16 protein-coding genes and 4 tRNA genes are annotated in these 14,027 nt (G+C 46.7%); 7 read left to right on the forward strand and 13 right to left on the reverse strand.

All coding sequences use genetic code 11. The features are described 5' to 3' along the window. Positions 1-28: 28 nt before the first annotated feature. The 10 genes from nusG to LG368_RS09400 all read right to left on the reverse strand — a co-directional run bounded on the left by nusG (position 29) and on the right by LG368_RS09400 (position 5,105). Positions 29-562 carry a transcription termination/antitermination protein NusG gene (gene nusG, locus LG368_RS09355; RefSeq protein WP_226754463.1) on the reverse strand — a complete coding sequence of 178 codons (534 nt, stop codon included), beginning with the start codon at positions 560-562 and terminating at the stop codon, positions 29-31. Positions 563-571: 9 nt separating this feature from the next. Next, on the reverse strand, positions 572-940 hold the full coding sequence (gene secE, locus LG368_RS09360) for a preprotein translocase subunit SecE (protein WP_226754464.1): 369 nt from the start codon (positions 938-940) through the stop codon (positions 572-574). Positions 941-980: 40 nt separating this feature from the next. Next, a tRNA-Trp gene (locus LG368_RS09365) sits at positions 981-1,056 on the reverse strand. Between the two features lie 116 nt (positions 1,057-1,172). Continuing rightward, a tRNA-Thr gene (locus LG368_RS09370) sits at positions 1,173-1,248 on the reverse strand. 2 nt (positions 1,249-1,250) lie between these two features. Continuing rightward, positions 1,251-1,325: transfer RNA gene (locus LG368_RS09375), tRNA-Gly, on the reverse strand. A 3-nt stretch (positions 1,326-1,328) separates the two neighbouring features. Further along, positions 1,329-1,412 (reverse strand) — tRNA-Tyr (locus LG368_RS09380). A 74-nt stretch (positions 1,413-1,486) separates the two neighbouring features. After that, on the reverse strand, positions 1,487-2,182 hold the full coding sequence (locus tag LG368_RS09385; RefSeq protein ID WP_226754465.1) for an SPOR domain-containing protein: 696 nt from the start codon (positions 2,180-2,182) through the stop codon (positions 1,487-1,489). Then, on the reverse strand, positions 2,179-2,925 hold the full coding sequence (locus LG368_RS09390; protein ID WP_226754466.1) for a type III pantothenate kinase: 747 nt from the start codon (positions 2,923-2,925) through the stop codon (positions 2,179-2,181). Before LG368_RS09390 ends, LG368_RS09385 begins: the two co-directional genes overlap by 4 nt. After that, complete coding sequence (locus LG368_RS09395) at positions 2,909-3,862, reverse strand: biotin--[acetyl-CoA-carboxylase] ligase (protein ID WP_226754467.1); 954 nt, start codon at positions 3,860-3,862, stop codon at positions 2,909-2,911. The genes LG368_RS09390 and LG368_RS09395 overlap by 17 nt, the downstream gene beginning before the upstream one ends. A 28-nt stretch (positions 3,863-3,890) precedes the next feature. Then, positions 3,891-5,105, reverse strand: a complete 1,215-nt coding sequence (locus LG368_RS09400; protein ID WP_226754468.1) for an alpha/beta hydrolase — start codon at positions 5,103-5,105, stop codon at positions 3,891-3,893. A 66-nt stretch (positions 5,106-5,171) separates the two neighbouring features. On the opposite strand from LG368_RS09400, the gene LG368_RS09405 reads away from it, so the two are divergent. After that, complete coding sequence (locus LG368_RS09405) at positions 5,172-5,606, forward strand: GNAT family N-acetyltransferase (protein ID WP_226754469.1); 435 nt, start codon at positions 5,172-5,174, stop codon at positions 5,604-5,606. 87 nt (positions 5,607-5,693) lie between these two features. Here LG368_RS09405 and LG368_RS09410 read toward each other — a convergent pair whose 3' ends face one another. Then, positions 5,694-7,406 carry an OpgD/OpgG family glucan biosynthesis protein gene (locus LG368_RS09410; protein ID WP_226754470.1) on the reverse strand — a complete coding sequence of 571 codons (1,713 nt, stop codon included), beginning with the start codon at positions 7,404-7,406 and terminating at the stop codon, positions 5,694-5,696. Between the two features lie 190 nt (positions 7,407-7,596). On the opposite strand from LG368_RS09410, the gene LG368_RS09415 reads away from it, so the two are divergent. Together LG368_RS09415 and LG368_RS09420 are read left to right on the forward strand one after the other, a co-directional pair. Further along, the gene (locus tag LG368_RS09415; RefSeq protein ID WP_226754471.1) at positions 7,597-8,838 is read left to right on the forward strand and encodes a uracil-xanthine permease family protein; all 1,242 of its coding nucleotides are present in this window, start codon (positions 7,597-7,599) and stop codon (positions 8,836-8,838) included. A 188-nt stretch (positions 8,839-9,026) separates the two neighbouring features. Then, positions 9,027-9,566 carry a DUF3750 domain-containing protein gene (locus tag LG368_RS09420; protein ID WP_226754472.1) on the forward strand — a complete coding sequence of 180 codons (540 nt, stop codon included), beginning with the start codon at positions 9,027-9,029 and terminating at the stop codon, positions 9,564-9,566. A 93-nt stretch (positions 9,567-9,659) separates the two neighbouring features. Here LG368_RS09420 and LG368_RS09425 read toward each other — a convergent pair whose 3' ends face one another. Both LG368_RS09425 and prlC read right to left on the reverse strand, forming a co-directional pair. Beyond that, positions 9,660-9,920, reverse strand: coding sequence for a YheV family putative zinc ribbon protein (locus tag LG368_RS09425; RefSeq protein ID WP_226754473.1), 261 nt, complete (start codon positions 9,918-9,920; stop codon positions 9,660-9,662). A gap of 22 nt (positions 9,921-9,942) precedes the next feature. Continuing rightward, on the reverse strand, positions 9,943-11,973 hold the full coding sequence (gene prlC / locus LG368_RS09430) for an oligopeptidase A (RefSeq protein ID WP_226754474.1): 2,031 nt from the start codon (positions 11,971-11,973) through the stop codon (positions 9,943-9,945). Between the two features lie 210 nt (positions 11,974-12,183). Between prlC and LG368_RS09435 the strand changes: the two genes are divergently transcribed. From LG368_RS09435 to LG368_RS09450, 4 genes are all read left to right on the forward strand, one after another. Next, positions 12,184-12,729 (forward strand): gamma carbonic anhydrase family protein, encoded by a 546-nt coding sequence (locus LG368_RS09435; protein ID WP_226754475.1) that lies wholly within the window; start codon positions 12,184-12,186, stop codon positions 12,727-12,729. 82 nt (positions 12,730-12,811) lie between these two features. Then, the gene (locus tag LG368_RS09440) at positions 12,812-13,441 is read left to right on the forward strand and encodes an RNA polymerase factor sigma-70 (protein ID WP_226754476.1); all 630 of its coding nucleotides are present in this window, start codon (positions 12,812-12,814) and stop codon (positions 13,439-13,441) included. A 6-nt stretch (positions 13,442-13,447) separates the two neighbouring features. Further along, positions 13,448-13,642, forward strand: coding sequence for a zf-HC2 domain-containing protein (locus LG368_RS09445; RefSeq protein ID WP_226754501.1), 195 nt, complete (start codon positions 13,448-13,450; stop codon positions 13,640-13,642). A 96-nt stretch (positions 13,643-13,738) separates the two neighbouring features. After that, positions 13,739-14,020, forward strand: coding sequence for a BufA1 family periplasmic bufferin-type metallophore (locus LG368_RS09450; protein WP_226754477.1), 282 nt, complete (start codon positions 13,739-13,741; stop codon positions 14,018-14,020). Positions 14,021-14,027 lie beyond the last annotated feature (7 nt).

The following is a 14,027-nucleotide window of genomic DNA, read 5'->3' on the forward strand; positions in this document are numbered from 1 at the left end:
CCGCCCGAAGGCTACCCGTTCAACAAAATCAGGCTTTCTCAACCTGACTAAATTCCAAATCAACTGGAGTAGAGCGCCCAAATATAAGCACTGCCACCTTGATTCGGCTTTTATCATAATCCACTTCTTCAACCACACCATTAAAGTCTGCAAAAGGCCCTTCATTAACACGAACCACTTCACCCACTTCAAACAAGGTTTTTGGACGAGGTTTATCAACCCCATCACTGACACGCTGAAGAATGGCATCGGCCTCTCGCGTTGTAATCGGTGAAGGCTTATCTGCCGTACCACCAATAAAACCAAGCACACGAGAAGTGCCTTTTACCAAATGCCAAGAGTCATCATTCATATCCATCTGCACTAAAACATAACCTGGATAGAACTTTCTTTCGCTCTTACGCTTTTTGCCATCTCGAATCTCTACCACTTCTTCGGTAGGAACCAAGATGTCACCAAAATTCTCTTCTTGCCCCATAACCTGCACTCGCTCAATCAGCGAACGCATTACGTGCTTTTCGTACCCTGAGTACGCCTGTACTACATACCATCGTTTGGTCACGAGCAACTCCTAACTAATTACCGAGGAAACGATCCAACCAAGGAGCGAATCCACCCCCCACAGCACGAGAGACATAAAAATAACAACCGCCAACACTATTAAAGTAGTTTGCACAGTCTCTTGTCTGGTTGGCCACACAACCCTGCGAATCTCAGTCTTAGCTTCTTTAGCTAAAGTAAAAAAAGACTGACCTTTTACAGTTTGCAGTGCAATATAACCAGCGACACCAGCTAACACCAAGATAGCGATTAAGCGATACAATAGTGACTCAGCAGAAAAATAGTTATTACCAATCACGCCTACCGCAACTAGCAGAACAACAATCGCCCACTTAAACACATCTCCGCGAGATGCTTGAGCTTCAGTACTCGAACTCATACTTCAGGTGATCCCTAACTAAGAAACAGGATACGAAAAATGGCAGGCCAAGAGGGACTCGAACCCCCAACAGCCGGTTTTGGAAACCGGTGCTCTACCAATTGAACTATTGGCCTACATTCGTATGGGCGGAGGATGATACCGAAACAAGCTAAATTTAGCAAGGGTATCTGCCCAAAAAACAGACAATAAAAAAGGCGGTCAACCCACCCATCTTTTGCATTAGAATTGCTGGAGCTCACGAGCAGATTTGAACTGCCGACCTCACCCTTACCAAGGGTGTGCTCTACCAACTGAGCTACGTGAGCATTGGAGCGGGTAGCGGGAATCGAACCCGCCTCTTCAGCTTGGAAGGCTGAGGTAATAGCCACTATACCATACCCGCAATTGGTGGAGGGAGGTGGATTCGAACCACCGAAACTTTCGTGGCAGATTTACAATCTGCTCCCTTTGGCCACTCGGGAACCCCTCCACGAACTCAGCGCTACAACGCAACACCCCAAAAGGTGGGAGCCATTATATGAATCGCGTTCTCAATTGCAAGCACTAGCATGCATTTTTTTCTACTTTTATTGCCATCTTGCTTAGATCAAACTGAGATAGGAATGTTTGCCAATCTTCTTCACTCACACCTTGGCGAACATCAACTTGCTGGATAGAAACATTACGCATATGTTCATACACATCAACAGGATAGCCAGAATCATTTTGAATGCGAATTCTTGCCTGATTCGCTCGATCTTCCGAAGAAAATAAACCAAGCGAAATTCTATTTTTCATTTCTGCACGATTGATCACAAAACTATCAATGGACTTTGTCGCCAATTCTTTAACAATATCTTCCGCGATGGCCGGTGTTTTCGGTGCTGCAATGTACAACCAATATTTCGCACGCTTCCCAGTGATTTCTCGCGCCTGATAAGGCCAGCCACCCTTATCGAGGGCCTGAACGATGCGCAGCTTATCCTGTAGCTTCTCTGTTTCAATACGAGGACAAAATGTCTGTTTCGCTGCAACATTTAACGCCTTATTTAAAGCGCTTTCAATTTCTGAGTTGGAAGACTGAACCTGGCTACGATCCAAGTCTTGACCTCTCGCTTCTTCCGATAAAAGATACACTTTCTCACTCACCGGCGGCCCATACACAGACTCTTGTTTAACATCGGGTTGATCTTGAATAAAACTGTGCCAACTCAAAAAGCCCGCATTTAACAACACCACAAACAAAAAAAGCCACTTCATTGCCCCTCCCTCATGCATTCATTACCCATCCATTTCGCCCCAATCGCAATCAAATGAGGCTCACACAGAGCCGGAATTCCTAGATGTTCTAGTAAAGACTGACCGTCTCCACCTGTCACAACCCAAGTAAAATCGGAATACTGACGATACACACGCTCTAAAAAACCCAGCGCCATTTCATAACATCCTTCAGTGACTGCTCTCGCCGTTGAATCAGGTAAGCCATGACCAGACACCACCTCAGTATCGTCGTAACGAATACGTGCTGTGTTAGACAGCAACGCGCTCTCCATCATGGAGAGACCAGGGACAATGTACCCACCCAGATGAACGCCTGCATCATTGACCACATCCACTTTAATAGCGGTGCCTGCATCAACTACCACCGCACCACCTTGAATACAATGATGTGCGCCAATGACGCCTAACCAGCGATCTACACCTAACCGAGCCGGTTCTACGTAAGCATTATGCACACCACAAGCCATGGCTTGAGTCATTAATCTAAGGCTTTTTACGTGAGGGAACAGAGTTTGTAGCTCTGTATGCAATGCGATACTTTGCACCTCTGAACGGACACTGGCCAAATAAATGGCTTGCGGCACAAACCCACCCATTGTGCTATTAACAACAGAATCATCCTGACAACGCTTCACCCAAAGCACGTTGTCGCCTTTAAAGGCGGTCAGTTTAATATGTGTATTACCCGCATCTACAATCAGTATATTATCCGCGTCGGACACTAATTTCCCCTCCATGCAATGCCACCAACTCTCCTTCTGCTTCCAGCAATAAAGCACCATTGTCATCGATACCGCGTGCAATACCTTGTCGCTGCTGGGATAAGGTACTCACCGTCACCGGCTGATTAAACAGTACGTCATACGCTTGCCAATGGTGTTGGAAGTGCTTCATACCACGACCTTCTTCGAACAGTTGACACACCTCAATCAACTCATTAGTAATATCAGCAAGAATCTCATTACGACTTGGTCGAGTAGGCAAACGCGAGAGCAAATCTGTCCAAGGCTGGTCGACGTGAGCCATTAAAGCATCGTCCATTTCTACATTGAGACCTATACCAATAATGACATGACACACATCTTGATCCGCCACCATTTCCAATAGAATGCCACAGACTTTTTGCCCGTCGATTTGCACATCATTCGGCCACTTTAAACCAGGATTCGGGATACCCATACGCTTCAACACACGAGCAATCGCAACACCCACCGCTAAGCTCAACCCTTCCACGACACTAGGGCCATTATCAAACCGCCATGCAAACGATAAGGTCAGATTTTTTGCCACGCCTGACTCCCATTGCCGACCACGACGACCTTTACCATGGGTTTGACGCTCGACAGACACTAAAACAGGCAACGGTTTTCCCTGATCAATGTATTTTTTTGCCTCCGTGTTCGTTGATGGTGTCTCAAATGACAGATCTAAGGCGACGGACTCCGGCACTCCTAAGCCTCTTAGTCTTGCGGGCGATAAAAGCTCAACCGGTGATGGCAATCGATAGCCGCGCCCTTTCACAGAGTGCACAGTCACACCGATCGACTCTAGCTTTTTCAGCTTCTTCCAAACGGCTGCACGGGTAACCCCCAGTGCTTCACCCAACTCTTCACCTGAGTGGAACTCGTTGTCACTTAGCAAAGCCAAAACCGCCTGCATTAATTTTCTCCAATGGTCATTTTGTCCGTTAATTATATCGATTCGTTTGCAAAAAAAGCGTTATTTCTTGCATCAATGCATGAAAATGTGGGTTCCACGAAATGCGTGCTGCATGATTACCTTGATCAAATAAAGCATCACTGTGTTCACCAAACCAGTTATCTTTTGCCTTCCGACAGACTTGGTACCGCTCCTCATTTGTAGCATGCCAACCACAAAGGCGATATTCGCCTTCTGCTCCATAGTACGGATTCTCAGGATGCCCATGAATCGCCATATGCGATAACCCCAAAATATTATCTTCAGGCCAATAAGTGTTTTGCACAGTAAGTCGATCGTTTTTTTGGCTATTTTGTGTCTGACTGTACAAAACCATGCGGCTCTTATCTCCTATCATTCCAAGTTCGAAAACCGTCTGTGATACAGAGGAGTCCACGGTATTATCTTCTTCAGACAGGGCCATAAAGACAGGTAAATCGCTTGGGTTATCCACCAGCTCAGCTCTCACCTCTTTTGCTAAACGGTAAACTTGAGCAATCGCTGGCACTGGAATTGAAGCATATTTAGCAAAATCATCACTAGGTCGGTGATCTAGCCAGTCTTTCACCAAAGCCAACCAGGGCGCCAGCCAGTCTATGCGGCTGTTGACTTTAAACACCGGGGAAAACAACACCACCCCCGCAACACGATCCGAATGTTGCCATGCGTATTCAACCGCTAAAGCACCACCGGTTGAGAAACCACCGACATACAGTGTGTCTACTTCTTGGCCGAATTGATCCGCAGCAGAACGAAATGTGGCACGCCAATCCTCTCGATGTACATCTAATAAGTCTTCTGCTCGGGTACCATGGCCAGGTAACAACACTACCCGAACATGGTAGCAAGCTGCCTGTAGAGCATACGCCATATCACGCATTGAAAAGGGTGAATCTGACAGTCCGTGTGACAGAATCACCCCCGCCTTTGCTGGTTCAGCACACTGCTCTGTGTCCGGCAACAACTCAAACGGCAAGACAGCAGACAGCTCTCTTTGCTTGTTACTCTCATTAACCCACACCTTTCGTTCAAAAACATAATCATGAGCACGTTGCCTATACTGAGTAAAAGACTCGCCCTTTTTATAGACTAATACTGTCCCATTCTCTGAAGGCGAAGGCTGTGCTATAACCCATGTGCTGACCACCAATAAAAAAGGCAGTACCAATAAGGAAATCCCCGATCGCAGGGTGTTTTTTTGCATCTTTGCCTTCCTCTTGTATTTTTTCAATAATAGTCGTCTTATCATGATTTGAAGGACATCCAAGCTATGTCTATGCCCTATCCAGATGCCGAACGAGTGCCTTCGCTTTGGTTTCCTCTCGCCAAGAAGTTTTATCAAGCTCACTATCCAAGTGGCAAACCGAATAAGGCAGACCCTATTTGGGTAATTAAACAAAAAGGGACGATTTTGTGCGCTGTACGACTCAAACAATCGAAAAACGCTCAGTTACTCACGGCCATGGTGACAGAGCCCAATTACAGGGGCAAAGGGTTGGGCAGCCATTTACTCAGCGGTATCCAAACAGCCCTAGCGGAACGGTCTTGCTATTGTTTTGCGCTCACGCACCTTGTGCCTTTTTATACCAAAAATCACTTTAATACTATCTTAGCTGAGCAGTTGCCTAAAGATTTGAAAAGCCGATTTTATGCTTATACCGCCCAAGGGCGAGCCCTCACGCCTATGCGCTATCAACAACCTTAAAGATTCGTGAAACCAACCACCATAGAAACAAAAAAACGCCCGATAGGCACTATCGAGCGTTTTGAGTGATCCATTACATGAAAAGCACTATTTCAGATGCCCTGCGTTATGCAGTTCGCGATCTTCCTCTTTTGGCGGTACCCATTGATACTGCCAAGTCTCTGTCAAAGGTTGGCCATTCGCTTCTAGGTAGACACGCAAATTGATGGGGGTTGATGCCTCTTCCCCACTGGGTGGCACTAGGTCAAACATGGCACGATATCCTTCTATAGAATGAAGAGGTCGTGCAGACTCAATCTCCGTGCGTCCTGCTGATGAAGTAATAATCGCTTTTACCTCGGTATCTTGACCTAACATAGACAAGGAACCGCCGGCAAAATCGATGACAAATCGCTTGCTGTAATAATCACGCTTCTTACCAATCACGCCACCGATGCCCGTAAAAGTGTCGACTACACGGGCACGATTGGATTGCACTGGTGGCTGACTGCCCCAATACATGTTGTAACTGTAAAGCAACTCTTGCCCTGCCTCTACAGGGGACGCTGGGTTCCAAAAAGCCACAATATTGTCAAAGGTTTCATCCAGTGTTGGGATTTCCACTAATTGCACAGACCCTTTGCCCCACTCTCCTATTGGCTCTATCCATAGGCTTGGACGCTTCTCATAAAAAACACCGTCGTCTTGGTAATGATCAAAGTTTCGATCCCGTTGCAACAAGCCAAAGCCTTTTGGATTTTCATCGCTGTAAGCGTTAAATTGCAACTGCTCTGGGTTACCTAACGGACGCCAAATCCACTCTCCCTGACCCGTTTGCATCGCCAATCCATCGGAGTCATGAATTTCGGCGCGCCAGTCATAATTAGTACGGCGATCGTTTTCACCAATCATAAACATGCTGGTCATCGGCGCAACGCCCAAACGCTCAATGGCTTTACGCGGATAAATCGCTGAATCTACTTTCATAGTGTAGGGTTCACCAGGGGTCATATCAAAGCGGTATGCCCCCGCGACACTCGGAGAATCCATTAAGGCATAAACCGTCACCTTATCCGAACCGGGGGTCGGCTTTTCTAGCCAAAAGTCGGTAAATATCGGGAATTCTTCTGGGTGAGACATGGCTGTGTCGATCGCTAACCCACGTGCAGACAAGCCATATTGCATTTCGCTCCCTACTGCGCGGAAATAGCTTGCCCCTAGAAACGCGACCACATCCCGCTGCCAATCAGTTGCAAACTGCATTCGAAAACCCGCAAAGCCAAGATCTTTAGGCAGTGCATCGCCATCAACCTGTGATTTACCGTAATCAAACGCATCGGCAGAATAAGGAATCGGTGTGGACTGCCCCTCTTCAAGCTCATTCATTCGAATGGGTGTATCAAACCCTAATCCTAGATGAAACAACTCTGTACGAAATTCTGATTGCTCATCTCGCCACACAGCCGCCTCTTTTTTGTAATGCAGTTGTTGATAATCGTCCCAATCAAGGCGCTGAAGGCTCTCTGGTAATTCGCCTTGATGACTTTGATAAGGCAAGGTGGCGAGCTGTCGTGCCTGACCTTTTAACCAAGCAAAATCAAACTGTTCGCCTTCTTTAGGCTGAATGGGCGCTTTTGCACTGGTTGAAGGAGCAGTAGACGCACAGGCTGTTAAGCTAAACAACACGCTCACTGCGAGAAAAGAACGACGAGTAATGCGTTGAAGCAAAGTGCGTTGAAGCAAAGTGCGTTGAAGCAAGCCAGCCTGCCTCATATTGCAAGTCTCCGCGTTATAAACACGGGTTGAATGGTGAATAGACATAATACAGACACTCTATCGGCTAAAAGTTGCTGTTTATGTTAGCGAATTGCACCGCGTTCAAGTGTTCAGATAACGTAAACAATCCATAGATTCCAATAGAAAACTGACAAAAAAACTGACACTTCCCCGTTGTTGCCTATAAAATCTTAGTAACGTAAATCTACCACCCCAATTCAAAAGGATCTCCACCATGAAAAATGCCGTATTAGGCGTGCAAATGCTGTTTGTTGCATTTGGCGCGCTTGTGCTTGTTCCTCTACTCACCGGGCTTGACCCGAATGTTGCTTTGTTTGGTGCCGGTATTGGTACCTTACTGTTTCAACTCACCACACGTCGCACTGTGCCTATTTTCCTTGCCTCCTCGTTCGCTTTTATTGCTCCCATTATGTATGGCGTTCAAACCTGGGGCATTCCGGCAACTATGGGGGGGCTCATGGTGGCTGGCTTAGTGTATGTACTGTTGGGCGGCATTATTCGTATCAAGGGCGCTGACTTTATTCACAAGCTATTACCGCCTGTGGTGATTGGTCCTATTATTATGGTGATCGGCTTGGGGCTTGCTCCGGTTGCCGTTAATATGGCATTAGGCAAAAGTGGTGACGGTTCTGTGCAGTTAGTGGATGGCGACAAAGCCATTTGGGTCGCGCTGGCGTCCCTATTAACGACGGTATTAATCAGTGTGTTCGCTAAAGGCATGTTGAAACTGCTGCCTGTCTTTGGTGGAATTTTTGTTGGTTATGTTTTGAGCTTGTTTCTTGGTTTAGTCAGCTTTGAACCCATTCAAAATGCGGCTTGGTTTGCGGTACCCAACTTCACTGCACCAGAATTTAATATTAACGCCATTCTCTTTATGTTGCCTGTGGCCATTGCTCCCGCTGTTGAACATGTTGGCGACATACTTTCTATCTCCAACGTAACCGGGAAAAACTATCTCAAAAAACCTGGCCTGCATCGCACCATCACTGGTGACGGCGTGGCGACCATGGCTGCCGCAATGGTTGGCGCGCCACCAAACACCACTTACAGCGAAGTGACGGGCGCAGTAATGCTAACGAAAGCGTTCAATCCGGTTATTATGACGTGGGCGGCCATTGCCGCTATTGTTTTAGCCTGGGTCGGTAAGCTTGGTGCTGCGTTGCAAACCATTCCTTTACCCGTCATGGGCGGCATCATGATCTTACTGTTTGGCTCCATTGCAGCCGTTGGCCTCAACACCCTAATTAAACATCAAGTCGATTTACATAAGTCACGTAATCTAGTTATTGTCGGTGTCACACTGGTCTTTGGTATTGGCGGTATGGCATTTGGGATTGGTGAATTTAGCCTGCAAGGTATCAGTTTATGCGGCATCGTTGCGATCGCCTTAAACCTCATCTTGCCAAAAGACATTGGCGACAGCCATATTGTCGACCAAGCACAAATGGACGATTAGCACACACTCGCCCTTATTGACTTAACCTGCTTAAAAACGGCCTCCTTAGAGGGGCCGTTTCCTCACTTAATACGCAATAACTCACTTGTACTTCCTATCAGTTCCACTCATATTATTTATTTTCGACTGTTCAATATAAAAAGTTCAATGTGACAACGACTCGCATTAATACAAAAAGGGAAACGCATATGGTTAAGTACCTAGGGGTTCTATTGATCGCACTCTCGCTCAGTGCCTGCTCTTCTAATAACGACTGGCGTACAGCAAGCAGAGAGCCTGCTGGCATTGCCCCCTCTCCTGATGAGGAAAAATCAGCGGTCATTGAATTTTACGCGGCGGATGCCTTTAGCTGGCGAGGCTGGTTTGCCGTACATACTTGGGTAGCGGTCAAAGAGGCCAATGCAACAAAGTATACCGTTTATGAAGTCACCGGATGGCGAGTAAAACGCGGTTTACCCGCACTGTCTGAATACACAACCACAACCCCCGATCGCTATTGGTTTGGTGCAAAACCAGAAAAAGTACTGTCTGTAATTGGCCCAAGAGCCGAAACACTGATCCCACAAATTCGTGATGCGGTAAAACGCTACCCCTGGGCAAACGAATACACGGTATTTCCTGGCCCTAACAGCAACACCTTCCCAACTTGGATTGGCCTACAGGTACCCGAACTCAACCTAGACATGCCTTTCAGCGCTATTGGCAGTGGGTACGCCGATAATGACTAATTGCAGATACAAAAAAACGGACTCTCTCTTCAGAGAATCCGTTTTAATGAACACCATTCTTCCATACTGTACCAAGTCTATTGTTCGTATAGATCAGTGTTTCGTCATACCTGGATTCGGGATAAAGTTGATAACCACCTCTTCCGTATCCGGTGCGCTACTGTGAGGTGTGTTTACCCGAGTCGGTATTTCTGTTGGCTGAGCTTGCACAACCGTTGACTGAACATCGGTATAGCCACAGGCAATACACTCACGGTACTGATTTTCTTCATTGTCATCACGCCACGCGCGAATTTTATCCATTTCACTGCAACGGGGACAAACGGCTCCTGCAATAAAGCGTTTTTCTGTCATAACCTTGTTACCTCTTCGTTACTTACGCGGCAATACCACTGTGTCTTAGTAAAGCCTCAGTGCTTGGCTCACGACCACGAAACTCTGCAAACAGTTCTGCCGCAGAACGTGAACCACCATTTGCTAATATAGTATCACGGAAGTGCGCGCCTGTTTCGGTATTGAAAATACCGTCTTCTTCAAATTTTGAAAACGCATCGGCCGACAAAACTTCTGCCCATTTATAGCTGTAATAGCCCGCTGCATAACCACCCGCAAAGATATGTGAAAAGCTCGTTTGAAAGCGGTTAAACGCTGGCGGTGTGGTGACCGCCACTTTTGACCGCACATCATCGATCATTGCCTGTACAGATAGACCAGCTTCGTATTCCATATGAAGACGGAAGTCGAACAGAGAAAACTCCAGCTGTCGCATCATTTGCATACCTGACTGGAAGTTCTTCGCCGCCAGCATTTTATCGAGTAAATCCTGTGGTAAAGGCTCGCCCGTTTCGTAATGACCGGCAATGTGCGCCAAAGCATCAGGCTCATAACACCAGTTTTCCATAAACTGACTTGGCAACTCCACCGCGTCCCACGCAACACCATTAATACCGGATACAGACGATACATCGACCTGTGTCAGCATGTGATGTAGACCATGGCCAAACTCATGGAACAAGGTGGTGACTTCGTCGTGAGTCAGTAATGCAGGCTTGTCACCAATCGGTGACGTAAAATTACACACTAAATACGCAATCGGCAGTTGTAGACGGTCATCGCTCAAGCGGCGGCGAGTACGACATGCATCCATCCATGCGCCACCACGTTTCGCTTCACGAGCGTACGGATCAAGGTAAAAACGCGATACATCTTCACCATCCTTACTGATAGTAAAGAGCTGCACGTCTTTATTGTAAGTATCGAAGTCTTTTTCTTCGCGAATGTCCACACCAAATAGCGTTTGTGCCACATAAAACAAACCAGACAACACCTTGTTCATCGGGAAGTACGGGCGCAATTCTTCTTGAGAAATGCTGTATTTGTACTGACGCAGTTTTTCTGCGTAATAAGTCATATCCCACGAGTTAAGCGTATCGACGCCATTTTCTTCTTTGGCGAAGGCTTTAAGCTGAGCCAAATCGTCTTCTGCAGACGCCTTAGACTGTTTGCCCAATGTCTCTAAAAAGTCGATCACTTGCTGGCCGTTTTCCGCCATTTTGGTCGCTACGGACAATTCTGCGTAGTTGTCGAACCCTAAGATCTGTGCCATTTCATGACGCAACGATAAGATTTCATCGATCAAGGGAGCATTATCGAACTTGATATCACCGCCCTGATCCGAGGCTCGGGTGGCGTAAGCGCGGTACATTTCTTCGCGCAATGCAGCATTGTCGGCGTAACTCATCACTGGAATATAGGAAGGTAAATCCAGTGTAAACAACCAACCTTCTTGATCTTTGGCTTGGGCCATTTGTTGCGCTTGAGCAAGAGCAGACTCTGGCAAGCCAGACAACTCGCTTTCGTCGGTAATTAACTTGCTCCATGCCTGTGTGGCATCTAATACATTCTCACCAAACTGGCTGCCCAATTCAGACAAGCGTTGGCTGATTTCACCGTAGCGAGTCTTGGCTTCGCCCTCCAAACCCACACCGGACAATTCAAAGTCGCGGATTGTCTGTGTTAACGCTTCACTTTGCGCCACACTCAACGCTTTCGCCGCATCACTTTCGGCTAAGGCTTTGTACGCCTGATATAAGGCTTTGTTTTGACCTAAATCTGTATAAAACTGAGTCAATTTTGGCAAGCAAGCATTGTATGCTGCACGCAGCTCAGGGGTGTTTTTAACAGAATTTAAATGCCCGATCGGCGACCAAAAGTTGTTCAAGTCGTCATGCAGTTGGTCTAATGGCAGCACCAAATTGTCCCAGGTTGGCTGAGTGTTTTCTGACACGCAAGCATCAATGGCTTCTTGGTTACGCTTTAAAAGAGCCGTTAAATCCGCTTCAATGTTTGCAACATCAACATCGGAGAAGTTCGGTAAACTGGTCGCGTCCCATACAGACTCTGGCATATCATGGTATCCTTTGATCTAACGTTAAGGCGTTGAATTCGGCACTTGCCTTCTTACTCTGTCGCCTTAACAAGACAAAATAAGACGCAAAAATAGTTTTACTTTGTTTAGTAAGATAGGTGGTCTTTGGCGTTTTTCAATGCGTCTGTGACTATTATCGCAATAGTTTCTTCCTTTATATAAAAAAAACAGTCTAAAAAGAGAGGGTTTATGGTGATGAAAATATTCCGTGGTAAAACACCACAATTAGGCGATCGTGTATGGGTAGACGACAGCGCGGTTCTTATTGGCGATGTCACCATAGGCGAAGACAGCTCCGTTTGGCCCTTGGTTGCCATTCGTGGCGACATGCACCGCATCACCATAGGAGCACGCACCAGCATCCAAGACAATTCCTGTTTACACATCACTCACGCCAGCACCTACAAACCTGAAGGACACCCACTTAACATTGGCGACGACGTCACCGTTGGCCACATGGCGATGTTGCACGGTTGTACCATCGGTAACCGTGTCTTGGTCGGCATGGGCACCACGATTCTTGATGGCGCCGTGATCGAAGACGAAGTCATCATCGGCGCGGGCTCTTTAGTCCCACCAGGCAAACGTCTTGAGTCTGGCTATATGTACCTAGGATCCCCTGTTAAACAGATACGTCCTCTAGACAAAAAAGAGATTGAATATTTTCAATACGCAGGACTGAACTACGTTAAATTAAAAGATGAATACCTCGCTGAATCCGATGGGCTTAAATAAAATCATTAAAAAATAATGCAGAGACCTTGTAAGAAATCGTCATGCAAGGTCGTCATATAACCGCTAACGCTTTGAGGCTTCAATGACAAATGAGACCCTCTCTGTTGAAATGGATTCTTCAGCAGTCAGCCACCTCTTTCGAGATGGGACTTTTATCGAAGAATTACGTATGCAAATGCTGAAGTTTGCAAGATTACAGGTGCGGGACAGTCAATTAGCGGAAGATGCGGTGCAAGAAGCCATGCTGTCGGCGTATCAGCACATTGATCGCTTTGCCCGACAGTCGGCTTTCAAAACTTGGGTGTTTTCTATATTAAAGAATAAGGTCATCGACTTACTGCGCAAGGAAAAGCGTCATGTGGTCGCCAGCCAGTTAGAAGATGGGGTAGACCTTAATGGTGATGCTCTCATCGAGCACTTATTCGAAGAAAATGGTCACTGGCAAAAGGACGAACGTCCCAAAAAATGGGATCAGCCAGATCACGGTGTAGAAAACGAACACTTTTGGCGAATATTCGATGCCTGTCTAGAGGCTCTGCCGGCCAAATACGGTCGACTTTTTATGATGCGGGAGTTTCTCGAAATGGAAACGCCCGAGATCTGTCATAACGAAGGCGTATCGGTCACCAGCCTCAATGTCACTCTATATCGCGCCCGCTTGCGTTTGCGGGAGTGTTTAGAAGACGACTGGTTCGGAAAGGAGAAATCATAAATTATGATGAACTGTAAGCAAGCAGCCCAAATGCTCTCGGAAAAGTTAGACCGCCCCTTGAGTGCCAAAGAAAAAATGGCGCTGACATTGCACACGACAATGTGTCCCCCTTGTCGTTTATTTGGTAAACAAATGGGCAGTTTAAGGGATCTATCCAAGGCCTATATTCGGTCCAACGATCAGCATGACAAAAAAAGTTGAGTTTATTGTGTAATAAACTCCTTGGCCGTAACGTCAAAGAACTTGTAACACAATTATGAATCGACTTTCCCTTTATTAAAACATGAGGCTCTGACAATGAAAAACACAAAAGCAACGCTTTCTCTTGCTCTAGGTACGGCTATCGCCCTTTCTGCTGTTGCAGTAACAACACCAGCAGAGGCGGCCAGTAAAGAAAAATGTTACGGCGTTGCCTTAGCAGGGCAAAATGATTGTGCCGCAGGTCCAGGAACATCTTGTGCGGGCACATCAAAAACCGATTACCAATCCAATGCTTGGAAACTTGTACCAGCAGGCACTTGTACAGACACCGTTTCTGAAACCTCTTCAACTGGCCACGGCCAACTAAACGCTTTCTAAGACGGCA

The organism is Marinomonas algarum, from assembly GCF_020532605.1.
Classification (GTDB): Bacteria; Pseudomonadota; Gammaproteobacteria; order Pseudomonadales; family Marinomonadaceae; genus Marinomonas; species Marinomonas algarum.